Source organism: Oryzifoliimicrobium ureilyticum, from assembly GCF_037199735.1.
In the GTDB taxonomy this organism is placed as follows: domain Bacteria; phylum Pseudomonadota; class Alphaproteobacteria; order Rhizobiales; family Rhizobiaceae; genus Rhizobium; species Rhizobium ureilyticus.
Genome location: NZ_JBBBVQ010000005.1, coordinates 217,265 through 238,538, shown reverse-complemented (window position 1 = coordinate 238,538; position 21,274 = coordinate 217,265). Strand labels below are relative to the sequence as shown.

Below are 21,274 nucleotides of genomic sequence, written 5' to 3'. Positions count from 1 at the left end.
GCCCCAGTTCCCATCTCCGCCTGGGCTTACCCAGTACCATTATTCCAGGATCGTGAAACCTTGCGCGGTGAAAAACTGGCGCGCCTCTGCCGATTTCAGGAAATCAACGTAAGCCTTGGCTTTCTCGTTCTTGCTGTCGGCAAGAAGCGCGATTGGATAGACGATCGGCGGATAGGAGCCTTCAGGGAAAGTTCCGACAATCGCAACGCCCGGATCTGCTGCTGAATCGGTCCGATAGACGATCCCATAAGGTGCCTCGCCGCGGGAGACGAGGGCAAGAGCGGCACGCACGCTTTCAGCATTGGCGGTCCTATCCCTGATCTTTTCCCAAAGACCCAAACTTTGCAGGGCAGCCTGGGCGTATTTCCCCGCAGGCACCGATTTTGGCTCGCCGATCGCCAGCCGCCCTCCGGCAAGCAGCCCATCAAGATCAAGCGTCTTGTCGATCTTGACTGGCTTTGATGTCGATTTCGGTGCGATCAGAACAAGCTCGTTACCCAGCAGGTTCGAGCGCGTTGCGTTCTGCAGGAGGTTTTTCTGGGCAAGATAATCCATCCAATCGAGGTCCGCCGAAATGAAAACATCGGCCGGTGCCCCCGCCTCGATCTGCTTTGCGAGCGGACCACTTGCGGCATAGGAGGAAACGACTGAGACCCCAGTCTTTTTGTCCCAGGCCACATTGGCTGCATCCAATGCATTTTTGAGGCTGGCCGCCGCGAAAACGGTAATCTTGTCGCTGGCAAAGGCAGGTCTGCAGCACACAACCATGAGCGCAAGAAAGATGCTGGCGCAGCGGTAAAACACAGAACGTAACATGATGATCTCCAGCCGAAATATCCGAGCGAATATATCGCGAATCATCCGAAAGGCGAGAGGTCCACACTGAAGCGTTCTATCATTCGCTTGACCACCACGAACCAATAAGCAGTGGGGCGCCCGGCGAGAGAATTTACTTTCTCTTAACGAATAACAAATAGGCAGCGCCCGATCGGGATTTGCACTGAGTGCATAGCTGACTTGCGACTTCTGATCTTCTTTCCGAGACAGGATATGGTAAAAACAACCATCGACGCAGCGATCTCCTCCTCCCAAAGCTGCTCGATGAGATCGATGACATCTCCTCCTCCCAGTTGTCGATCAAGTTTAAAAGCCCGACGGATCCTCCCCCGTCGGGCTTTATTTTTTGTTTGGTTTCAGGGATCTGTCGTCTTAAGCGTGCCCACTGGCTGAGGCGCTTACGCATGCAGAAGAGCGCGAATCGGCAGCCCCTCAGCTATTTCTCAAGAAAGCCATTTCGGATAGCCGTTGAACTCAGCTGCGACCGCGGACCGTGGATAAAAGTCCAGGCAGGCGCTTTCTTTTTCCATAAGACCGCTGCATCGTCCTCATCCACCCTCGCGAACCCAAAAGTCTTTGCCATCCGGGATGACAGGTAGGACAAAGTCGATCCTGGCCTGTCGATGACGGCAATGGGGAACGTCTGAGCGATCTCCTGCCACCGTTGCCAACGATGAAACCCGGCAAGGCTGTCGGCGCCCATGATCCAGACGAAATGAACATGTGGATTGCGCAGCTTTACCCATTTTAACGTATGAGCGGTATAGCTGACACCGAGTTCGGCCTCGAAGGCCGTCACTCTGATTTTTGGATCCTTGGCGATGGCTTCGCTCAAAATGATCCGCTCGCGCAACGATTTCAGGTGGCGCTTGCTTTTCAGCGGATTGCCGGGCGTCACCATCCACCAAAGTTGGTCAAGGCCAAGGCGCCGAATCGCAATTTCCGCCACCAGGGCATGGCCTTCGTGCGGCGGATTGAAAGAACCGCCGAACAGCCCAACCACCATGCCGCGCTCGACATGCGGCATGCGCAGATAGGCGGCTGGTGGCCGCTCCGTTTCGAGGTCAGGGCCGAATCTGTCCATTGCCTCGCACACGGTATTTGAAGGAAGTCAGTTGTTCGACGCCGACTGGCCCGCGTGCGTGCATTTTCCCGGTTGCAATACCAATCTCAGCACCCATGCCGAATTCGCCGCCATCGGCAAACTGGGTGGAGGCATTATGCAGCAGGATCGCAGAATCGACTTCCCGAAAGAAACGGTCAACCACCTTAGGATCTTCAGCGATCACAGCCTCGGTATGATGCGAGGAATATTCCCCGATATGCGCAATGGCCCCTTCGATCCCGTCGACAAGAGCCACGGAGATAATCGCGTCGAGATATTCCGTGCGCCAATCATCCTCGCTTGCAAGCGCGACGCCCAAGACAGACGCGCAAACATCCTTTGCGCCGCGCACCTCGCAGCCAGCCGCGATCAAGGCCTCGACGAGCGGAGCAAGCAGGCGACCTGCATCGTTTCGATCTATCAGCAACGTCTCTGCCGCGCCGCAGATACCGGTCCGGCGCATTTTGGCGTTGACGACGATGTCGCGCGCCATGGTGAGATCGGCCGAAGCATCGACATAGAGATGGCAAAGCCCCTCAAGATGGGCGAAAACCGGAACGCGTGCTTCGCTCTGAACCCGTCCGACCAGACTCTTGCCGCCGCGCGGAACGATGACATCGATTGCGCCATCGAGCCCGCGCAACATGGCGCCGACTGCAGCGCGATCCGCCACCGGAACCAGCTGTATTGCATGTTCAGGAAGGCCGGCCTTTTTGAGCCCCGTCACCAGGCATTCGTGAATCGCGGCAGAGGACCGGCGCGAGTCCGACCCACAGCGAAGGATAACAGCGTTGCCGGCTTTAAGGCACAGCGCTCCCGCATCGGCCGTCACGTTGGGCCGGCTTTCGAAAATAACGCCGATGACGCCGAGTGGCGTTCTTACGCGCTCGATCTGCAGACCATTGGGCCGACCCCAATCCGCAATGACCGCTCCGACGGGATCCGGCAAGGCAGCAATGGCCCGGATGCCAGCCGCGATGTCTTCGATGCGCTTTTCCGTCAGTGTCAGCCGATCGACAAAGGAGGCAACCATGTCGCTGCTTTCGACGTCCTTCAGATCCGCAGCATTGGCAGCAAGGATCGCCGCCTTGTTTGCAAGCACGGCCTCAGCCATGGCCTCAAGAGCCGCGTTCTTTGCATCGGTCGAGGCAAAGCCAAGAGGTCGCGCCGCTGCTTTGGCCTCACGGCCAATCTCGTTCATCAAAGTATCGATGTCGGAGCGCTGGGCAACGGTATCAAGCATGGGCTTTCGTCTCTTCTTGCCGTTTCGATGAGGAGGCTGCAGGTGCCGTCATAACCATATCGTCGCGGTGGACCATGGCCGCACGTCCGGCATAGCCGAGAATCGCTTCGATCTCCTTGGATTTGCGGCCTGCAATTTGACGCGCCTCGTCCGCGTCGTAGCTGGCAAGGCCACGCGCGATCTCCCTTCCCTCGGGCGATAAAATCGCAACCGTATCGCCGCGATGAAAAGCGCCGACCACGGCACGAACCCCTGCGGGCAACAAGCTCTTGCCAGCACTAAGGGCAGCAACCGCGCCTTCGTCCAGATGCAATTCGCCTGCCGGCAGAAGTTGACCGGCAATCCAGGTCTTGCGCGCTGTCACGGGCGTACCCGATGGTGCAAACCAGGATGAACGCGCACCGTTTTCGATCGCCGATAGCGGTGCATCCGGCTTGCCCGATGCTATAATCATCGCGCATCCCGACCCGGTTGCAATTTTTCCGGCTTCGATCTTCGTGCGCATACCGCCTCGTGACAGTTCTGAAGCCGCGCCGCCGGCCATGGCTTCAATCTCGGGCGTAATGGTTGCAATGGTTTCCAGAAATTGTGCAGCCGGATCGAGATGTGGCGGCGCTGTATAAAGCCCGTCGATATCCGACAAGAGCACCAAAAGGTCTGCGCCCGTCATCGTTGCAACGCGTGCCGCCAGTCGGTCATTGTCCCCGTAGCGGATTTCGCTGGTCGCGACCGTGTCGTTTTCGTTGATGATCGGCACCGCGCCGATCTTTAAAAGCTGGTTGATCGTGGCGCGTGCGTTGAGATAGCGGCGGCGCTCTTCCGTGTCGCCAAGCGTCAAAAGAATCTGACCCGCGACGATGCTGTGCCGCGAAAGTCCTTCGGACCATGCCCGCGCAAGCGCAATCTGCCCGACCGCAGCCGCCGCCTGGCTTTCCTCAAGCTTCAACGCGCCGGCAGGAAGGTCGAGAACAGTGCGCCCGAGCGCAATTGCTCCCGAGGAAACCACGAGAACATCGGCGCCTCGCTGCTTCAACGAAGCAATATCGGCGCACATGGCCTCCAGCCAAGACGCCTTCATTCCGCTTTTGCGATCGACAAGAAGGGCAGAGCCAATCTTGATGACGATTCGGCGATGACGGGCAAGGGGCTTGCGGCTAGTCATCGACCCCGCCTTCTTGCGCATCCTCATCGACGGCATCGCGATGGCGGATCTTCAGCTTCTTCTGCTTTTCGCCCTCGCCCTTTGCCTCAACGATGATGTCGCGCAGGGCTCTTAAAACCTCGGTCATGCCGGCGCCCGTCGCTGCCGAAATCTGAAACGGGGTTCTGCCACAAGCTTTAGCCAGCTCTTTGGTCTTCTTCTTAAGCGTAGCCTCATCGATGACATCGATCTGGGAGAGCGCCACGATCTCAGGCTTTTCGATCAAGTCCTCGCCATATGCCTCCAGCTCGTTCTTCACGGTCTGGTAGGCTTTACCGACCTTTTCTTCCTGAGCGGAGACAAGGTGAAGCAGCACGCGCGTGCGCTCGATATGTCCCAAAAAGCGATCGCCAATACCGACGCCCTCATGCGCCCCTTCGATAAGCCCTGGAATATCGGCCAATACGAATTCCTGTCCGTCGACGGTCGCAACGCCCAGATTGGGATGAAGCGTGGTAAAGGGATAATTGGCAATTTTCGGCCGTGCACGGGTGACGGAAGCCAAGAAGGTGGACTTACCGGCATTGGGCAATCCGACAAGACCTGCATCGGCAATCAGCTTCAGTCTCAGCCAGATGGTTTTTTCTTCGCCTTCAAGGCCAGGATTGGCCCAATCTGGCGCCTGATTGACCGAGGATTTGAAATGCGCGTTTCCAAAGCCGCCATTGCCGCCGCGCGCCAGAAGGAAGCGCTGCCCCTCTTCTGTTAAATCGCAGATCGGCGTTTCCTGGTCTTCTTCAAAAATTTGCGTTCCGACCGGCACCTTGAGCGTGACATCTTCGCCATTTGCGCCCGTCCGGTTTCGGCCCATGCCATGCGTGCCGATCTTGGCCTTGAAATGCTGCTGATAACGAAAATCGATCAGGGTATTCAGGCCATTGACGGCCTCAACCCAGACATCCCCGCCACGCCCGCCATCGCCGCCATCGGGACCGCCGAATTCAATGAATTTTTCGCGCCGGAAGGAGACCGCGCCGGCGCCGCCGTCGCCCGAGCGAATATAGACCTTGGCTTCGTCGAGAAATTTCATGTTACATCCATCGATCGGTCGCAATATGCGCCAGTTTTCGGCACACTCGATATAGGCGCTTGCACCGCAGGTCAAAGGTTTCGTGCGATTTGCGAGCGACAAGACCTGCCGCGGATCAATCGCAAAACGAGGACCGCGGCGCAAGCCGCGGCACTCAAAGATAAAATCAGGCTTTTACCGGCATCCGCAGGTCGCCCGGCTGCAGCACCGTTTCCACCATGGGAACCATGGTATTGCGTGCAAAACTGAAGGTTTCGACGCAGCCCGTCATCCGGAACCCTAGCTTCTCCTGCACCTTGAGCGATGCCGGGTTATCGGTAAAGACGCCTGAATGAACGGCCACCTGCGGCATACGGCGCGAGAACCGCTCCAACGCCGCCGCAGCCGCCTCGGTGATATAGCCACGACCCCAGTAATAGCGGTTCAACCAATAACCAAGATGCCAACGGCCACGCCTGAGATCGATCCCAACCGTCCCGATATGAGCGTCATCACCCTGCGTGATGGCAAAATACCAATCGCTGACGACGCCCGAGGTAACCGGCACCAGCCAGTCGAGAGCATCCTGGCGGTGATAGGGGACCGGCACGCGCGAAAGCATGCGCGTGACGGCAAAATCGGACAGCGACTGCGTTATGGCGTCCGCATCGCTCATGCGGTGCGGACGCAGAACCAGACGCTCGGTGACAATGACCGGGACCGCGCCTGGAGCGCTTCCCATGACCTTAGGTCTTTCAGCAACGGCAGCGCTCATGACAGGCTCCCCCAGCTTCTCAGCGAGATCCAGGTCTTGCGATCGAGCCTATACCATTCGACCGGAACCCGGCCGCCCAGAGCCAGCGAAGGAACAAGCCCCGATCCCTGAAACTGGAAACCGCACTTCTGGATGACCCGCTTCGACGCGACATTCATGACACGGCACCGTGCGTCGATCTGCTCGACATGGGGACGCGTTCTGAACACCATATCGACCAGCGCATGGCAGGCCTCCGTCATGAAACCTTGGTTCCAATAGGGCTCGCCCAGCCAATAGCCAATTTCGACAGTCCGATCGTCTGCGTGAGGCTCGACACCGCAGCATCCGATGAAAGCGCCGTTGGAAGCCGTCGTGATCGCATAGACGCACTTGCCAATCTCGCCATTTTTCGTGCGACGCACGAAATCGGCAGCATCTTTGGCCGTGTAGGGATGCGGCATACGCGATACCATGGTGGCAACTTTGGCATTGTTCGCGAGATGGGCAAGGGCGTCGATATCTTCAACATGCGGGGCGCGCATGACGAGCCGTTCCGATAATAAAACGGGGCAATCGGTCCTTGACCGCTGCGGACTTGGCCGCGGTTCGGAAGACCGTGATTGGTCTTCCCTCAATAATTCGCCTTGCATAGTCAGTCCTCCTTGTTGGACGAAAAAAAGGGAGATGGCGCCCCATCTCCCCTTTTTCTGGACTGATCCTGATGCGGTCAGCCGGGTCGATGAGACGCCGGCTGTTTTAAAGCGCTACCGGCTTATTCCGCTGCTTCGGCTTTCGGCATTACAGACACGTACACGCGACCATTGGCCTTCGTTCGGAAGTTCACATTGCCTGCCGTAAGCGCAAAAATCGTGTGGTCCTTGCCGAGGCCGACATTGACGCCCGGATGCCACTTCGTGCCGCGCTGACGCACGATAATGTTGCCTGGAATGACGGCTTCGCCGCCGAACTTCTTTACGCCAAGGCGCTTGGACTCGGAATCGCGACCGTTACGCGATGAACCGCCAGCTTTTTTGTGTGCCATTGGTGTTCTCCTTAAACCTTAACCCGAAAAACCCGTTACTTCGCTGCCACGATGTCCGTGATACGGACGACCGTGTGATGCTGGCGATGACCGCGCGAACGCTTGGAGTTCTGACGACGACGCTTCTTGAAGGCGATAACCTTCTTGCCGCGATTGTGTTCGACGACTTCAGCCTTGACGGAAGCACCGGCGACGAATGGCGCGCCGATGGATGCGTCGGCGCCGACGCCGATCACGAGAACTTCATTGAATTCAACGGTCTGGCCAGCTTCTGCATCGAGCTTTTCGATGGTGACCACGTCGTTTGCCGCGACGCGATACTGCTTACCGCCGGTTTTGATGACTGCGAACATTTTTTTATCCTTTCATGTTCGTTCCGGCTCTCATTTGCAAAGCAAAGGGCCGGCTTCTTGTTCAGTCGGAGTTGAGCAGAAAAATCGATGCTTGCGCGTGAGACTTCTGCCGGCGAAAATCCACGCCACGAAGGCGCGAAAGAGACGATACGGATTACACCGCATTTATCGTGCACGGCTGATACGCGAGGGCCTTTAGACTGTCAAGGCGACAATGGCACGAAGTTTGCAAATTGATCTTGCCAGCCTGCAAATTGCTCGCTATGAAGCCCCCGCGCCACACAAGGCGTCAACCAGCCGCGGAGAGGTGGCAGAGTGGTTGAATGCACCGCACTCGAAATGCGGCATAGGTGCAAGCCTATCGGGGGTTCGAATCCCCCCCTCTCCGCCAGCTCCCTCTGAAATCATTGATCTTTTTCTTCTCTTTCCCGATTTACCCTAATTCCCACCCTAACGTCTCCAATAGTCTCACGTTGCATCCCGTTATCGAGGGACTGTAATAATTCGTGATTGTGTGGCTTTGCGCACTGTTGGCGAGAGCTGAGCGTAAAACTTTGAACGACGCCAGTTATTTACGAGCTGTCGATAACTCCCTGAATTTCTGTATGTCGACTGTATGTCACTGAAATTTAAGAATATTTTAGAAATCGCGTTGTTGCAATAGAGCTAACAGGCGCTCATCTTGTCTTCACTGCAAACAGTGAGGACACCTCTTATGACTATTGCCCCGGCAGCATTGAGTATCAAAGACGCAGCAGCCTATATCGGCATCTCAAGAGCGAACCTTTATCGCATTATGCAGTCCGGAAAACTGCGTCCCGCAAAAGTCGGCGGTAGGACGTTGATTCGTCGCATCGACGCGGACGCATTTCTAGAAGCCGCCATCATCGGCAGGCGTGCAACAACGCCGCCCGCGCTTCCTTCGCCTCAGGCAACGGACATTTTTCAATGACGGCCGGCGCACCTTTCAAAGTCCATCATACTCGTTGCTATGAGGGATTCGCAGTTCGTGCGCTGAAGGCGCTTGATCCCTACGCAAGCCCATGCGCCCTGCTCATTGACGACCGACACAGCAGCCAAGCGAAGCGCGATTATCAGGCTCGCATGCTGGCGTTGAAAGCTTCGATCCACTCTCTTACTCTTCAAGCCGAACGCCCTGAATTGACTGCCGCTGTAGACCGATCGCCCAAGGCAGCCGCCCAACTTGCGGATATCTTCGCTCGGATCACGCATATGGAGCTAGAGAATGAGGCCCGGCGCCATAAAGACATGACCGCTGGCTGTTCGCCCATGGCTGCCGAGAAGGCAAGGCGGATCCTGGTTCGCGTAGGTGCACTGTTAGCAGCTACGAGCAAAAACGTGCCAGACCCTTATGGTGCTGCTGCCGCGATCCTTTTGGAGAACATGCCGAATGTGAGGGCGAAAGATGTTACGGACCTGAAGCGTGACATCAGGCGTGACTTCCTTCGCTTCTATGCTGAAAATCGAAAAACCCTCTTAGAAGCTCATCAGGACCGAGGAGAGAAGAGCGCAGCCTTCTTTTTCATTAGCTTTGCCCTGCTCGTTCAATTCGACTTCCTCTATCGACTGTTTCAGCACTTCCGCGACGAGCTTGCGAGAACTGGAACTGCTGAAGCCGGCGCGGAAAAGAAACTCGATAGTTGGGTGACCGGTGGGCGCCTCTTCGAGATCGCCGCTGAGATCAACGAAAGCCCAAGCGCAACGGCCCCTACGGTTTCAGACGCTGAAAGCGCCGCAGTCCATCTTGAGATCCTCGCTTTGAAAGCCGAGCAAGAGCGCGCTCAGGGCAAAGCATTTCCCAAATCGAAGACGCCAAATCCCGGCCTATCGATCAATGCCGTCGTATTCGCGACGTTGGGTCACGTTGGCAAGCGGCTCACCGCATAACACCGCAGAAATAGGCGGTCATTTTGCGGCTCGTGAGAACCTAGCGTCACCAAGCAATCGGAAGGATAAAACCCAATGTCCAACGTCGCTTCGCTTTTAGATCCAGACAACTGGTATCGCGCATTCAAAACATGTTCAGGGATCAAGGAAAGCGAGAAAGCTCATTTCATGAACGTCTTGTTGAATGATGGCCGCAGCCCGAGACCCTCTGGATTGAGGCTTGTCGTCGACAACACCGGCCGTTTGGAAAGCAGAATGCCGCCCGCCCGATAGAGACGAACGGCATTAAGGAAAACGAGCGTGAGCGCGCTCAAGTCAGACAACGGCGATGTTACGTTACAACGTATCACATTGCAAGAATGGAAACGTCAGATGGATACCCTGAATTCAAGATATGGACGCACAACTGAAATAAAACCTCAAAATATTGCGTCTCAGCCTGCTCCGGGCGATAATTCTCCCTGGTGGGATTATCTGCAAAAGCAGCGGGCTGCGGGTCGATCAAGAGCGGCCAATCCGACCCCGCCGTCTGCCGATACCGATGCGACGGCCAGGACACCAAGCTTTGCCGAACAACTGGCCGCGAGACGTGCAGAGCGTCTGCGGGATACGGCGCCGACATGTGGCGTTGCGGCGCCGTCAACTCAGAAAGACGATAGCGAGCGAAGTGCCGATCGCGATCAGATCAAGAAGTTTTGCAACGTCATCTTCAAGCGCTGCGTTGACGAAGCTGGCAATCTGATAGCCGGCCGTTTGGTTCTACGCGCGGTCAGGAATACGCCAAAAAAGGGCCATGACTTCCCAACAGTCAGCCGCAGCGCAATCACTCATGACGACGGACTTATCGACAAGATCGCGTCAGCGGCTACCGACGCTGCGCGTCTTCACGGCGACGATGCTTCTGTGTTTTGCCCGCCTGTATGTTTGTTCAGCGTACTAGGTAAATCGGGCGAAAGCGATGTTTTAGCCGGTCCAGCCATCGCCGTTGATCTCGACACCGTAAATCCCATCGAAGGCAAGCAAAGGCTCGAGACCGTCCTTGGACCGGCGACGCTGGTAGTCCGATCCGGAGGCATTTGGAAAGGCCCCGGCGGCGAGCTTCTGGACAAACTGCACCTTTATTGGAGGCTGAAGCGCCCAGCCGTAACCGATGATGAAAAGGCCCTTCTGAAGGCCGTCAGAAAGCGCGCGGCCGAACTTGTGGGTGGAGACGCTACGGCCGCGCCTCTATCTCATCCGCTGCGTTGGCCTGGTTCATGGCACACCAAGGATGAAAAGAACCCGCGCATATGCCGCATCATAGGCGGTGACCAAGAGCGAGAAATCGATCTCAACGATGCTGCAATCTTACTGGACGCCGAAACGTCGAACCTTCAGACGAAAGATCGGAAACAGGGGCAGTTCACGACACCGACAGCCTGGACGGCTGAGCAGTTGATGGATGTCGCAGAGAACATCCCGAACGAAGACTTGCATTGGGACGGGTACAATACAATCGGCCTCGCATTTTTTGACGCATCACATGGTTTCATCGATGGTTTGGAGGCATTTATCGCTTTCAGCGCAAAGTCGGAGAAACACGACGAAGAGTACGCCGAACAGCGATGGGAACACTATAAATCGCATCCGCCAGATCGCGTATCGGGCTCGTTCCTCATAGAGCAGGCTCGCAAAGTCGACCCGCTTTACTGTTTGCCTCTCCCTGCAATTTCTGATGAGGAACGCGTCAGGCTGCATGAGCTATGGCACCGCCAAAGACCTTCAGAGGACAAGGCCGACGCGACCGTCGAACCTCACGACATTTTCAATCATGATTTGCCCTTAGATCTGCGAGATCCGCCGGCGGGCTGCCTGCCTGGACTTGTCGACCAATGGGCTAGGAGTGAAGCGCGGCGGAAGGGGACGCCGTTGGCATTTCCGGCAGCCGCGGCCATTACTGCGATCGGAGCCGCAATAGGCTCGTCGCTCAAAATCCAAGTCCGTCAGAACGACACGACATTCGTTGAACCTGCCTCCTTATGGACCGCGATCGTCGCAGCGCCAGGAAGCGCGAAATCGGCGATCATCAGCGCTGCCATAAAACCCCTACAGGAACTCAACGCGCAATGGCTGAAGGAGGATTTGCCAAAGCACGCCGCATGGTGTCGAGAAGTGAAGGCCGCAGCGAGGAAAAAGGAAGCGCAGCCGCCTACGCCAAGGATCCGGCGCATGATTGTCGACGACGTGACGATCGAAAGCCAGATCCGCATCCACGCGGCAAATCCTAAAGGAATATTGCGTGCGCCGGATGAGCTTAGCGGCTTTGTGGAGAGCTTTGGCGCCTACAAGCGAAACGGCGGTGCTGACCGCAGCATGGCTCTAAGGCTGTTCGACGGCGGCAGCGTCAACGTCGACCGCGTCAGTTCCGAACCTCTTTTTGCCGAACATGCACTTATGAGCGTGATTGCAGGCAGTCAGCCAGACAAGATTGCCTCGCTCGTAGATGATCTTAAAGACGACGGCATGCTGCAGCGGTTCTTGTTCATAATGGACGATAGCGCACGCGAATGCGCCTTAGATGAAGCGGAAGACAGCGCGGCGGCCAACCGGTATCGGCAACTACTTCAAAAACTGGCTACCGAAACGTACGTCTTTCCGACGTCGATCAAAATGGAGCCGGCAGCGTATGACGATTTCCGCGCTTTCCATGCTCAAACCTTAGATCTTGCGCATCTTCCAGGCTCGAGCTCCGCTTGGAAAGGCCACCTATCAAAGATGGAAAAGATTGCAGCGCGCATCGTGCTAATTTTTCATTGCGTCGACATGTTTGATCGCACGGGGGAAATTGATTGCGAACTGCCAGTGCCTCAACCGACCGCGCGCAGGGCGCTAGCCTTTTGTCGGTTTCTACTAAGACACTCCCTCGCCTTCTATTCGAAATTTTTCGATCCAGATCCTGCTTACGCTGAGGCACTTAAGCTCGCTGGCTATTTGCTCACCAAGCCGGAACTTAGAAGCCTCGGGCAGCGAGACATCTATAGAGGCGTGAGAACATTAGGAGGTGCCGAAAACCGCCGAGCGCTGTTTGCGGTTGCCCGATCCTTAGAAGATGCTGGCTGGATCTCGGTTAAGTCACGCGCCGCTGAGGGACCGACTGAATGGACGGTAAACCCACTTGTACATACACGCTTCAAAGAACGTGCCGCATACGAACGCGAGGAGCGAGCACGCGCGCAAGAAGACATTCGGATGGCTGTCGAAGCCCGCAGCGCTTTGCAAAGGGGTGTCTGACGATGATTTACCTTGCATTTGTCCCAACTGTCCCTCGCGCACGCGAAATAGAGTTCAATCTCACTTTCTCTCTTCCTTATCTTCTGCTTACCCCTCGCATTTGTTTTTCCAAACTACCCCACGCGCGCGAGGGACAGTTGGGACAAGACCAGAAAAGGCAACCGACCAGTTCAAAACGATACGTGGCGTTTCGGGTCGGGGACAAATTGTCCTCAATGGCGCGGCGGAAATTCCTGCCTGTTAGCCGATACCTCAATGTCCTTATCTTTCTAAGGTCACCGCGAAATGCGTAACACTCCTGTTCAACGTGCGAAGGCGCGAAAAGCAATACTTGATTGGCGCCGCAACGTCCGTCCGCTTCTGCCCAAATGCGGGGCGAAACGCCGTCGAGACGGGGAGCCCTGCCAGCAGATCGCAATGGAAAACGGCCGATGCCACAGGCACGGCGGCCTGACCGGCTCGGGAAGCGATTGGCATAAAACCAAGTTCACGGGCATTAAAAGCGAGGCGAAACTGAACCGTAAGCTGCGTGACCAGGCAAAGGCGGAAAAGAAGAGGCGCGCGCGGCTGGATGCAATGACAGATGAGCAGCGCGCAAAATATGAAGCCTGGCAGCGCGCGCATCGACCAGGCGCTCCCACGCGACGCGCACAAGCTCGAAAAGAACGCAGCGACGCATCGACATTGCGTTTCGCGTCACCCGCACCGATCGATCCAGAGATCCAAGTCATTCAATGCGAGATAGATCGGCTGGAAGCGACCTTGCGAAAATGTGCTGACGACGATTTAGGGATTTTTGGCTGATGGATGAATTTCAAACCGAACGCGACCTGCTTCGCCGTATCCGAACGGAGGGCATTCTTGCAGCATATGAGGCCGCTCTTGATGTCTGCCGAGACAAAAAAGCGCCAGCGCCAGCGAGGGCTACAGCTTCCGGCGTCCTTTTCCGCGTTGCTGGCCTGTTCAATCCGGCCAAAGATGAAGCGGCTAGAAAGGAAGCCCACGAGATGACCGCCGCGGAGATATCGGCCGAGATAAAGAGACTTGGCGGTGACTTCCAAGCGAAGACGCCTGGTATTTTCGACTAAGCGATGCAGTAATCACTTTTGGCAGCGCGTCGGTCGCCGAAACGGAAGAACATTGCTTGGTTTTTCGACGGCGCTGCCCGCGCGTTCAAGCGCTTGACGAATTACAGCGGCGATATCCGGCGGAAGATCAAGGGCGGCGTAATCGCTCATTTGGACGGTCCAAAAATTTGTCGGGGAGCGAGAACGATACATTATCCGGCGTCTTCAAGCCACATGCTCGAGCCCGCATTATTAACTTCAGAAACCAGTATTTTTGCGCACCTAAAGGCGTTGTGATGGCCTTCCGATTATTATTATGGAAGTCAGACATGAACTTATTTCGGAACACAGACGAAGAATACGACGGGCTGCCTCCTGAACCTTTCGATCAAGCAGCACACGATAGGGCGCTAGATCATGCCGTTCGCTTTGATCACGTGCAAAGCCTCCTTGAAGAAGCAGTCGCTGGCGAAAACGTATCGGAGGCAGCAGGTCATGCGATCGCCATGATACGAAATGCTGCTTTCAATAGGAATACTTCGCGGCTCAACACGAGCGAACGAGATGAGTTGTTAGATTTGCTCGTTGGCGCACGCGAAAAGATTTTTAGCTGCCTCGGCGACCGTCTCGGGAGAAATTCGCCAAACCCAAAGATGCAAGCTTTCGCAAGCGCCGCGTTTGGGGCTTCCTGCGCCCTTATCGTTTTGTGGGCAGAGGAAGACCCGAAATCGAACCGCAGTCGAGAACTTTGCAGCGATCTTGAGGATTACACTCGTTGGCTGCGAAACGAACTCCATAATGTCTCCATAGAGGCGGACATTCAGCGGCGCCAGGCAGCACGCGTTCAGCTTATTGTTGATCAAATCAAAGAGGCAGCTAACAGCCAACGCCTCATGTAGTTTGGGAAATTGCCTTTGTCTGCCAATGTCTTGCGTCAAGTTAGGCTTTGACAGACGCAACATCGATCCCTGAAAAAGAGACTCCACAAACGGAGGCTCGTATGTCAGGCATCGTAGAAAGAGATCTAAGTAGGATCGATCTAGCTATCGGCGGGATGGCTAAGCGCTACCAAGAGAATGTTTCCGGCGAAGACGTCGAATTTCGTATTCTGACGCCTAAACGCCACGGGCCCTTGATTGCGCAGACAGCAACAGCGAATGGCTTTTCGCTGGATCTTATTTTTGACCTGTTCGAAACCGATTTCGTACTGCTAAGCCTTACGGGTAAGACAGAGTTCGCTCGCGATGTTCGGCTTAGGCTACGCAAATCAAGATTTGCCGAACTCCCGCCCAAAGCCGTTCAACCTGCTTCAAACTCGGTGCCTGGTCAGTGACAGATCACGCGATGCCGGCAGCCGGATTATCTTCTTCCTTTTGCCGGCGGGCTAGGCGCGCCAGTGTTGAACGTGAACACCCTGTCGCCGCCTGGATATCGTTCCAGCTTTGGCCGGCGGACAGCATTTTGAGGATCGCAGCGTTTCTTTTCGCGTCTTCAGGTCGACCTTGATAGCGGCCAAGCGATTGGGCCTTCTTGATGCCCTGAACCTGCCTACGGCGTCTGTCTTCGTAATCCTTCCGCGCAACAGCAGCGAGCACGTCAAGCATGAGCTGATTGATTGCCATGAATACGCGAGAGGTAAATTCGTCTGAAGGCGCTGCTAGCTGCCAGCTTGTCGGAAGATCCAAAGCGACAATCTTTATCTGTCTGCCGTCGATTTCCTGCCTCAGGCGTTGCCAGTCGTCGGACGTCAATCGCGAGAGGCGATCGACCTGCTCAATCAGAAGAACGTCTCCAGGCTTTGCGTCGCGTAACAGGCGGAAAAGCTCCGGCCTCTCTAACTTGGCTCCGCTCTCGTTTTCAAAATACCAAGAGGCAATCGATAAGCCTCGCTCTTGTGCAAATCGCTCGAGATCGGCTCGCGCGCGTTGCGCATCTTGATCGGACGTTGATGCCCGCAGATATGCCCTAATGAACAAAGGAGTTCTCCAGTTCGCTTAACATGGTCGCATTATTATAGGTCTGTTTTGAGTGGTCAGCACTGACTTATCGAACCAGTATTAGGCCGGTTCGATAAAGGCATACCCAAAAGATCGCTTCAATGGACGCTGAAACGGAGCGCGGCGCGACAACGTGCGCGCACGTCAAATCTGTCAGTGTGCATTTCCATTACTTCCAGCTCGTCGCGCCACTCGCGAACACCGGCCATGTCAGCGCGAGCCTTGGCGTCGGCAAGCATTGACAGCGCCTCTTCCAATGAAGCCAATTCTCTTTCGCGGGTGAGATCAAAGCGGGCCGCATTGACTTTAGGGGCATCATGCTTTCGTGAGCGCCTTTTTAACTCAATAACCTGCGCGGAATTAACGGCAGCAACTGAACGCGAGACGTGGGGGAATTGGATAATGTTAGACATGCTCGACCTCCAAGTTTGATGACTGAAGTGTCATTTAAATGGTTCGATATGTCAAGCAGCAGTTTTCATTTTTTATTTAGCTAGTGACGGTTCATGATTATCAAACGCGCGCAAGTTTCTCCGGCCAAGCCCCGCACCTAGCCCGGGTCACACCCCTGGCATCACTCAAAGCGCGTCTGCGGAAACGGCATCTGACCCCGACATAAAAATTGCCCGATCTGGAACTTTTGGTCGCTAAAAAGCTAGGAGCCAGAGGCATTTTCGCTGGAAAAGATGCGCAACGAATGTTATGCATTTACTTGAAATATCACGGACATGCGGAGATCGTGACACCGCGCAAGCCACTCCGGCTACTCAAGCCGGGCAAACGTCAACTCGAAAATCAAGCTAAACCTTAGCCGCTTGTTTCGACGTTTCTGGATGCGCCCCTTTGTCCGATCAAAACCTCTCTGAATACTATCTGTCCGCCGCCCTCAATCAGTTCCGCCTCATCCCCTGCGGAGACGATCCGATTATGCATGCGGTTGTTGGACTAGCTACGATTTCCAGTCTGTGGGAAGCGCCCGACGAGTGGCGAAACACGCATTCTGACCTTGTATTGCGGCTGCAGGAGAACATTGAAGACGCTACCTCTCGATTAACCGAGGCTTTGTCGAAGTGGCTTACTCCGGATTATGTCACCTTCTCGATGGCTACGGCTGTGTCCTTCCTCACCCCCGGCAGTTCCGAAACGAAGTTCGATCAGCTTCTTCACATTGGTCTTATCGAAGCCGAACTGAAGGCGATCCTGTGCAGACGCGAGATATCGGCTCGCGGCAACGTCATGCTCCGAAATTTCCAGATCCATCGTGCCAAAGATGCCGCGGTGGACGATCATGTCATTCAGTGAGGTCCAGGCGTGTCATCCATTCAGCAGAACCGCTTTTATAACGACCCCGCGCTCGGCACCGCTTTCTCTAATCTGGCCGCTGCTTTTGCGCCGCCGAGCGGGTCGGACCTTGCAGGATACGCCGTCGCAAGCGCGAAAAAGGCAGAGGCCGAACGTCTAGGCTGGCTGTTTTCCAACCCGAGCGATCCAACTGCGTCAGCCCGTTCGGCGCTGATCGGCGTTCAAAATTATGGTGCGACGCCAGCCGGCTTTGCGGCTACCGACGCGACGAACCGGCGCGGGCAGGATATTTCGGCTGCCACCTCTCGCTTTAACAATGCAGCCGACAACGAAAGGGCAATCGCAACTAACGGCGCCGACAATGCGAGAGCCTTTGCGGCCGCCCGTTACGGTCCAATTTCAAAAGACGCCGTTCTGCCCGCATTGCCCGGAAGCGTTGCCGATCTTTACGGCGTTCCGCAATCAGGACCGGTGCAGGGCAACATCAGTGTCGGACAAGGCGAAACGGTCGTCACTCCGGATAACCGGACGATCGTCGGTCAGCCTAAGCCGATGACGGAAGAACAGGTCAAAGCACAAGAGCGGCAGAGACTTTCAGCCAGCGGCTTGCTCACAGACGACATGTTGCGAAACCTGGTCCTTGGGGAACGAGCTCCTGTGAAGGTTCTTGACGATAATGGTAACGAACGATGGGCGTCTGCCGGCGAAGCGGCGCGCACTGGCGCTCCTGCCCCAAGTTCTCCAGAGCGCGCCCTCATTGAAGGGACGGCTTCAGTCGGCGGCCGCACGGTGCAGGTCTTCCGAAAGCCGAGCGACAGTCAGTATTTCACGGCTGATGGCACTGCTGTACCGCCGAACGTCCAGGTTTTCGACAAAGCGCGGCCCATTGGGACAAACGATCAGATCGGAATGAAAGGGACGGAGTTCAGCGATCGAAACGCGATTTTCTACAATCGCGCCGCGCCAGCGAGCGCGAATATCGATGAAGCGATCGGCAAGGGTTATGTGCCCGGCGCCACCGACTTCGAACTCATGCTCGGAAAGGCCGGAAACGTCCTACCGATCTCGATGTCCAACAGCATGGTCTCTGATGAAGGACGACGTTTCTACAATAACGCGATGAACTTTATGTTGAGTGTCTTACGTCCTGATACGGGCGCAGCGTTCGGGCGCGAAGAGTTCCAGAACTACGCCCGGGTCTTCATTCCGCTCCCCGGCGACGACGCGCAGACGATCGCAGAAAAGGCCGCCGCTCGTAACACTGCTCTTGCAGCCTTGCAGGGCACTTCGCGCGGGGCCGCCGACCAGATCACAAGACTGATGGCTGCAAATGGCCTCGATATCCCGCCAGAAATGGCGAACCGGATGAGAGAAAACCAGCAGCTCAACTCTCAGGGCACAAATCCGGCGCCGACCGCAGCTGCACCAAAGAGCAATTACGCCGAGGGAACGATCATTGGGAACAAGGCGACGGGCCAGCAGATGATCCTTCAGAACGGAAAGTGGGTGCCATATGGCGGATGATCTGCCTCCTGGTTTCGAAGTCATCGGCGGCCCGGACGCCTTGCCGCCAGGCTTCAGCGTTATCAAGCCGGGCAATGCCGCAACGGCCGCGGCCCCCAAAGAAAGCACGGCGTCAGATGTTGGCAAAAGCTTTGGAAGCGGCATCGTGCGCGGGCTTGCCGAAACGGCGATGCTGCCTGTCACCATTGGACGAGTTGGGGAAAAGGCGGGCAACTGGGTGTGGGATAAAGGCGAAGACGCTATCCGGGTGGCGCTCGGCTTGCCGCCGGCTGATCCTGTTCTTAAGCAGAAGATCGCGGACGCGCGAGCAGCATCGCCCGCCGGTAAATTCGACGCCGCCCTGTTCGGCGGGCAAGATAGCGTGCGTGGCGCGATGGACGACACGCTGCACGCCCCTCAATCAAAAGCAGGACAGTACGCCGAAACGATCGGCGAGTTCGTGCAGCCCGGCATGCTTCGAACAGCCGCCGAAAAAGGGATCGGGGCAGCTGCTCGTCATTTTGTTGCAGAAGCAGCCGTTCCCGGCGCAGCATCAGAAACGGCGGGCGAGCTGACAGAAGGAACACGTCTCGAACCTTACGCGCGTGTTCTTGGCGCGGTGCTTGGCAATGCGGCCGTAGTACTGCCCAAGACCATGAACACGCCGGAGGCCGTCGTTCGCCGTGCGCTCGGTCCCGCCGAAAACATCGATTGGGACCGTGCTGCAAGACTTCAGAACAATTCGACCGGCATCACTTTATCAGGACCGGAAGCCGTTGCGCATGCGCAGAATGGCACTACCGGCCTTCCGGATCTCTTACGCGTCGTTGAGGGATCGCCTGCCGGTCGTCAGAAAGTCGCTCCTTTCTTTTCCGCGCGCCAAGGGCAGGTCGACAACGCCGTTGGATCTCTTCTTGATGCTATCTTCTCGCAGAGCGCAAAACCTTCAGAGCTTGGCCCCACAATTTCAAAGGCTGCCGAACTCGCCCTTAAGAAGGGTCCGGAAGGTCAGGCCGTTGCCGATGCCGTCTACGCTGCCGGGCCACGAATGACGGACATGGAAGCCGGCTCGGTCATTCAGCCGGAGCTTCACAAAGTCTTCCAAGGTCGGGATAACATGCGGGACGCGCTCGCCGACCAGGCTTATGACGCTGCCCGTCGCTCCGCTCCGACTATTCCTGTCGATGATCTGCCAGTTACGCCGACGGTCAGAAACCCGAGCTACACGCGGCTTGATCCTGGCGAGAACATATTGACCGGTGCGCCTCAGATGCAGCCGACTGGCGTGCCGGCCGATATTCAAACGCCTTCACTCGTCAGCAGAACCGGCCCTGATCTTATCCAGGTCGATCCGCGCAAGGTTCTTCAAACTATCGACCGCTTGAACGTTGATGCTCGCGCCGGCACACAGGACGCATTGCAGTCGGTGCGCTCGATGCTCTTTCGTGACGGCGGAGCCGATACCAGCGTCTCTGGCCTTGAAAAGACACGCGGCGCCGTGGGTGATCTTATCACAGCGGCGAAGCAGGGCGGCCAGATGCAGCAAGTCGAATATCTGCGTGAGGTCCAGCGTTCTCTCGACGATGCGCTGTCATCCGTTCCGGAATACGCGAAGGCAAATGACCTTTATAATGCGGCGAGCGCGCCGCTGGCTCCTTTCCAGAACACAGCCGCCGGGAAAGTGATCGCCCGCGATGAGTTCAATTCGCGCTTTTTGATGAACCCGGAAAATGTGCCATCTTCATTGTCGGCGCCGTCTGAACTTCGCAATTTCGGATCGGTGGCCTCGCCGCAAGCCCGCGAAGCCATGGGCGCCAATATTACGACCAGATTGCTTGATGCGGCAACGGACGCTTCTGGCAATGTGTCGCTGGATAAATTGCGCACCGCCATCCGCGATAACGAAGACGTCCTGAACCAGATGCCAGACGTTCGCGATCGACTGCTGCAAATCGCAGACAAGGCTGAAGCGTTTGATGCAGCACGCGCCGGCAGCCAGCTCGGCCGCGTTGCGGCAGCCGATACGACCGAAGCTGCGGGGGCCGCGATCCTACCGCAACGGCCGCTGGTCGGCTCGGAAGCTGAAGCGGCCGACACTGTTCGGCGTCTTGTAGCGGAAAATCCCGAGGCAACCGCACAGATCGTTCGCCAGGAACTGGCGCAACGATACGCGCAGGCGGCTAAGGACACACAGGCCGGATCTCACGAAGCTGCCGGTATCAAGTTCAGAAATTCGATCGCCGGTTCGGCCCCACAGGATGCAGTCTTGCGAGCCGTCCTCGGAAATCTGCCCTCTCAGGAAGCGATGAAAGCAGCACCCGAACTTCTGGACGTGCTTCATGCGACAGGTCAACGAAAGGCGATCGGTAGCGCCACCGACTTTAACGCGGCGATCCGCGGCGACTTAAGCGTTAATTCCCCTGCACAGAGGTTCGGCGATATGCTGAGATCGCTCGGCTCCACATTCGTCACGAATGCGGCTGACACCGCTCGTCGTGCCGCCTATGGCAAAAGCCTCGACAGTCTCGCCGATCTTTTCACGGCGCCCAATTCCGTTGAATTGATCAAGGAAGCGGTAGAGCGAACAGCCAAGAGCGGGCTTGAGGAAGTGGCGCGCAGATCAGCTCGCCAGGCGCCCGTCGCAACACAAGGACATCGATGATTTGAAGATTTTGCCACT

The 21,274-nt window shown here is 56.5% G+C and carries 21 protein-coding genes and 1 tRNA gene; 11 read left to right on the top strand and 11 right to left on the bottom strand.

Annotated features, from left to right (window positions below; translation table 11 throughout):
• Positions 1 to 39: 39 nt before the first annotated feature.
• The 9 genes from modA to rplU form a co-directional block, all read right to left on the bottom strand.
• Positions 40 to 768, bottom strand: a complete 729-nt coding sequence (gene modA, locus VQ830_RS09735) for a molybdate ABC transporter substrate-binding protein (protein ID WP_337267928.1) — start codon at positions 766 to 768, stop codon at positions 40 to 42.
• Positions 769 to 1,273: 505 nt separating this feature from the next.
• Positions 1,274 to 1,921 (bottom strand): nicotinate-nucleotide adenylyltransferase, encoded by a 648-nt coding sequence (locus tag VQ830_RS09730; RefSeq protein ID WP_337267897.1) that lies wholly within the window; start codon positions 1,919 to 1,921, stop codon positions 1,274 to 1,276.
• Positions 1,902 to 3,185, bottom strand: a complete 1,284-nt coding sequence (locus tag VQ830_RS09725) for a glutamate-5-semialdehyde dehydrogenase (RefSeq protein ID WP_337267896.1) — start codon at positions 3,183 to 3,185, stop codon at positions 1,902 to 1,904. The genes VQ830_RS09730 and VQ830_RS09725 overlap by 20 nt, the downstream gene beginning before the upstream one ends.
• The gene (proB, locus tag VQ830_RS09720; RefSeq protein WP_337267895.1) at positions 3,178 to 4,347 is read right to left on the bottom strand and encodes a glutamate 5-kinase; all 1,170 of its coding nucleotides are present in this window, start codon (positions 4,345 to 4,347) and stop codon (positions 3,178 to 3,180) included. Before proB ends, VQ830_RS09725 begins: the two co-directional genes overlap by 8 nt.
• The gene (gene obgE / locus VQ830_RS09715; protein WP_337267894.1) at positions 4,340 to 5,416 is read right to left on the bottom strand and encodes a GTPase ObgE; all 1,077 of its coding nucleotides are present in this window, start codon (positions 5,414 to 5,416) and stop codon (positions 4,340 to 4,342) included. The genes proB and obgE overlap by 8 nt, the downstream gene beginning before the upstream one ends.
• A gap of 166 nt (positions 5,417 to 5,582) precedes the next feature.
• Complete coding sequence (locus tag VQ830_RS09710; RefSeq protein WP_337267893.1) at positions 5,583 to 6,170, bottom strand: GNAT family N-acetyltransferase; 588 nt, start codon at positions 6,168 to 6,170, stop codon at positions 5,583 to 5,585.
• Entirely contained in the window at positions 6,167 to 6,802 is a 636-nt protein-coding gene (locus VQ830_RS09705; RefSeq protein ID WP_337267892.1) for a GNAT family N-acetyltransferase, read from the bottom strand. The genes VQ830_RS09710 and VQ830_RS09705 overlap by 4 nt, the downstream gene beginning before the upstream one ends.
• A gap of 122 nt (positions 6,803 to 6,924) precedes the next feature.
• Entirely contained in the window at positions 6,925 to 7,194 is a 270-nt protein-coding gene (gene rpmA / locus VQ830_RS09700) for a 50S ribosomal protein L27 (RefSeq protein WP_337267891.1), read from the bottom strand.
• A 35-nt stretch (positions 7,195 to 7,229) separates the two neighbouring features.
• Positions 7,230 to 7,547: a 50S ribosomal protein L21 gene (gene rplU / locus VQ830_RS09695; RefSeq protein ID WP_337267890.1), complete on the bottom strand. Its 318-nt coding sequence runs from the start codon at positions 7,545 to 7,547 to the stop codon at positions 7,230 to 7,232.
• 301 nt (positions 7,548 to 7,848) lie between these two features.
• On the opposite strand from rplU, the gene VQ830_RS09690 reads away from it, so the two are divergent.
• The 8 genes from VQ830_RS09690 to VQ830_RS09655 all read left to right on the top strand — a co-directional run bounded on the left by VQ830_RS09690 (position 7,849) and on the right by VQ830_RS09655 (position 15,125).
• Positions 7,849 to 7,938 (top strand) — tRNA-Ser (locus VQ830_RS09690).
• Positions 7,939 to 8,262: 324 nt separating this feature from the next.
• Positions 8,263 to 8,499, top strand: coding sequence for a helix-turn-helix domain-containing protein (locus VQ830_RS09685; RefSeq protein ID WP_337267889.1), 237 nt, complete (start codon positions 8,263 to 8,265; stop codon positions 8,497 to 8,499).
• Positions 8,496 to 9,455, top strand: coding sequence for a hypothetical protein (locus tag VQ830_RS09680; protein ID WP_337267888.1), 960 nt, complete (start codon positions 8,496 to 8,498; stop codon positions 9,453 to 9,455). The genes VQ830_RS09685 and VQ830_RS09680 overlap by 4 nt, the downstream gene beginning before the upstream one ends.
• 372 nt (positions 9,456 to 9,827) lie before the next feature.
• On the top strand, positions 9,828 to 12,725 hold the full coding sequence (locus VQ830_RS09675; RefSeq protein WP_337267887.1) for a DUF3987 domain-containing protein: 2,898 nt from the start codon (positions 9,828 to 9,830) through the stop codon (positions 12,723 to 12,725).
• A 285-nt stretch (positions 12,726 to 13,010) separates the two neighbouring features.
• The gene (locus tag VQ830_RS09670; RefSeq protein WP_337267886.1) at positions 13,011 to 13,529 is read left to right on the top strand and encodes an HGGxSTG domain-containing protein; all 519 of its coding nucleotides are present in this window, start codon (positions 13,011 to 13,013) and stop codon (positions 13,527 to 13,529) included.
• Entirely contained in the window at positions 13,529 to 13,813 is a 285-nt protein-coding gene (locus VQ830_RS09665; RefSeq protein ID WP_337267885.1) for a hypothetical protein, read from the top strand. Before VQ830_RS09670 ends, VQ830_RS09665 begins: the two co-directional genes overlap by 1 nt.
• A 308-nt stretch (positions 13,814 to 14,121) precedes the next feature.
• Complete coding sequence (locus tag VQ830_RS09660) at positions 14,122 to 14,691, top strand: hypothetical protein (RefSeq protein WP_337267884.1); 570 nt, start codon at positions 14,122 to 14,124, stop codon at positions 14,689 to 14,691.
• Positions 14,692 to 14,792: 101 nt separating this feature from the next.
• On the top strand, positions 14,793 to 15,125 hold the full coding sequence (locus VQ830_RS09655; RefSeq protein WP_337267883.1) for a hypothetical protein: 333 nt from the start codon (positions 14,793 to 14,795) through the stop codon (positions 15,123 to 15,125).
• A gap of 4 nt (positions 15,126 to 15,129) precedes the next feature.
• On the opposite strand, the gene VQ830_RS09650 is transcribed toward VQ830_RS09655, so the two are convergent.
• Positions 15,130 to 15,768 (bottom strand): recombinase family protein, encoded by a 639-nt coding sequence (locus tag VQ830_RS09650; RefSeq protein ID WP_337267882.1) that lies wholly within the window; start codon positions 15,766 to 15,768, stop codon positions 15,130 to 15,132.
• Positions 15,769 to 15,887: 119 nt separating this feature from the next.
• Positions 15,888 to 16,202 (bottom strand): hypothetical protein, encoded by a 315-nt coding sequence (locus VQ830_RS09645; protein ID WP_337267881.1) that lies wholly within the window; start codon positions 16,200 to 16,202, stop codon positions 15,888 to 15,890.
• Positions 16,203 to 16,632: 430 nt separating this feature from the next.
• Between VQ830_RS09645 and VQ830_RS09640 the strand changes: the two genes are divergently transcribed.
• The 3 genes from VQ830_RS09640 to VQ830_RS09630 are packed head-to-tail and all read left to right on the top strand — an operon-like array spanning position 16,633 to position 21,256.
• Complete coding sequence (locus VQ830_RS09640) at positions 16,633 to 17,091, top strand: hypothetical protein (protein WP_337267880.1); 459 nt, start codon at positions 16,633 to 16,635, stop codon at positions 17,089 to 17,091.
• A gap of 9 nt (positions 17,092 to 17,100) precedes the next feature.
• On the top strand, positions 17,101 to 18,615 hold the full coding sequence (locus VQ830_RS09635; protein ID WP_337267879.1) for a hypothetical protein: 1,515 nt from the start codon (positions 17,101 to 17,103) through the stop codon (positions 18,613 to 18,615).
• A complete protein-coding gene (locus tag VQ830_RS09630; RefSeq protein ID WP_337267878.1) occupies positions 18,605 to 21,256 on the top strand; it encodes a hypothetical protein in 2,652 nt (883 codons plus the stop codon). Before VQ830_RS09635 ends, VQ830_RS09630 begins: the two co-directional genes overlap by 11 nt.
• The last annotated feature ends 18 nt before the right edge of the window (positions 21,257 to 21,274 follow it).

Bases quoted from the DNA above. Each gene is read 5' to 3' on its own strand.
- VQ830_RS09630 (WP_337267878.1), top strand. From the start codon at position 18,605: ATGGCGGATGATCTGCCTCCTGGTTTCGAAGTCATCGGCGGCCCGGAC.
- VQ830_RS09710 (WP_337267893.1), bottom strand. From the start codon at position 6,170: ATGAGCGCTGCCGTTGCTGAAAGACCTAAGGTCATGGGAAGCGCTCCA.
- VQ830_RS09725 (WP_337267896.1), bottom strand. From the start codon at position 3,185: ATGCTTGATACCGTTGCCCAGCGCTCCGACATCGATACTTTGATGAAC.
- VQ830_RS09730 (WP_337267897.1), bottom strand. From the start codon at position 1,921: ATGGACAGATTCGGCCCTGACCTCGAAACGGAGCGGCCACCAGCCGCC.
- VQ830_RS09675 (WP_337267887.1), top strand. From the start codon at position 9,828: ATGGATACCCTGAATTCAAGATATGGACGCACAACTGAAATAAAACCT.
- VQ830_RS09645 (WP_337267881.1), bottom strand. From the start codon at position 16,202: ATGTCTAACATTATCCAATTCCCCCACGTCTCGCGTTCAGTTGCTGCC.
- VQ830_RS09655 (WP_337267883.1), top strand. From the start codon at position 14,793: ATGTCAGGCATCGTAGAAAGAGATCTAAGTAGGATCGATCTAGCTATC.
- VQ830_RS09705 (WP_337267892.1), bottom strand. From the start codon at position 6,802: ATGCAAGGCGAATTATTGAGGGAAGACCAATCACGGTCTTCCGAACCG.
- proB (WP_337267895.1), bottom strand. From the start codon at position 4,347: ATGACTAGCCGCAAGCCCCTTGCCCGTCATCGCCGAATCGTCATCAAG.
- VQ830_RS09665 (WP_337267885.1), top strand. From the start codon at position 13,529: ATGGATGAATTTCAAACCGAACGCGACCTGCTTCGCCGTATCCGAACG.
- obgE (WP_337267894.1), bottom strand. From the start codon at position 5,416: ATGAAATTTCTCGACGAAGCCAAGGTCTATATTCGCTCGGGCGACGGC.
- VQ830_RS09685 (WP_337267889.1), top strand. From the start codon at position 8,263: ATGACTATTGCCCCGGCAGCATTGAGTATCAAAGACGCAGCAGCCTAT.
- modA (WP_337267928.1), bottom strand. From the start codon at position 768: ATGGTTGTGTGCTGCAGACCTGCCTTTGCCAGCGACAAGATTACCGTT.
- VQ830_RS09660 (WP_337267884.1), top strand. From the start codon at position 14,122: ATGAACTTATTTCGGAACACAGACGAAGAATACGACGGGCTGCCTCCT.
- VQ830_RS09670 (WP_337267886.1), top strand. From the start codon at position 13,011: ATGCGTAACACTCCTGTTCAACGTGCGAAGGCGCGAAAAGCAATACTT.
- VQ830_RS09680 (WP_337267888.1), top strand. From the start codon at position 8,496: ATGACGGCCGGCGCACCTTTCAAAGTCCATCATACTCGTTGCTATGAG.
- rpmA (WP_337267891.1), bottom strand. From the start codon at position 7,194: ATGGCACACAAAAAAGCTGGCGGTTCATCGCGTAACGGTCGCGATTCC.
- rplU (WP_337267890.1), bottom strand. From the start codon at position 7,547: ATGTTCGCAGTCATCAAAACCGGCGGTAAGCAGTATCGCGTCGCGGCA.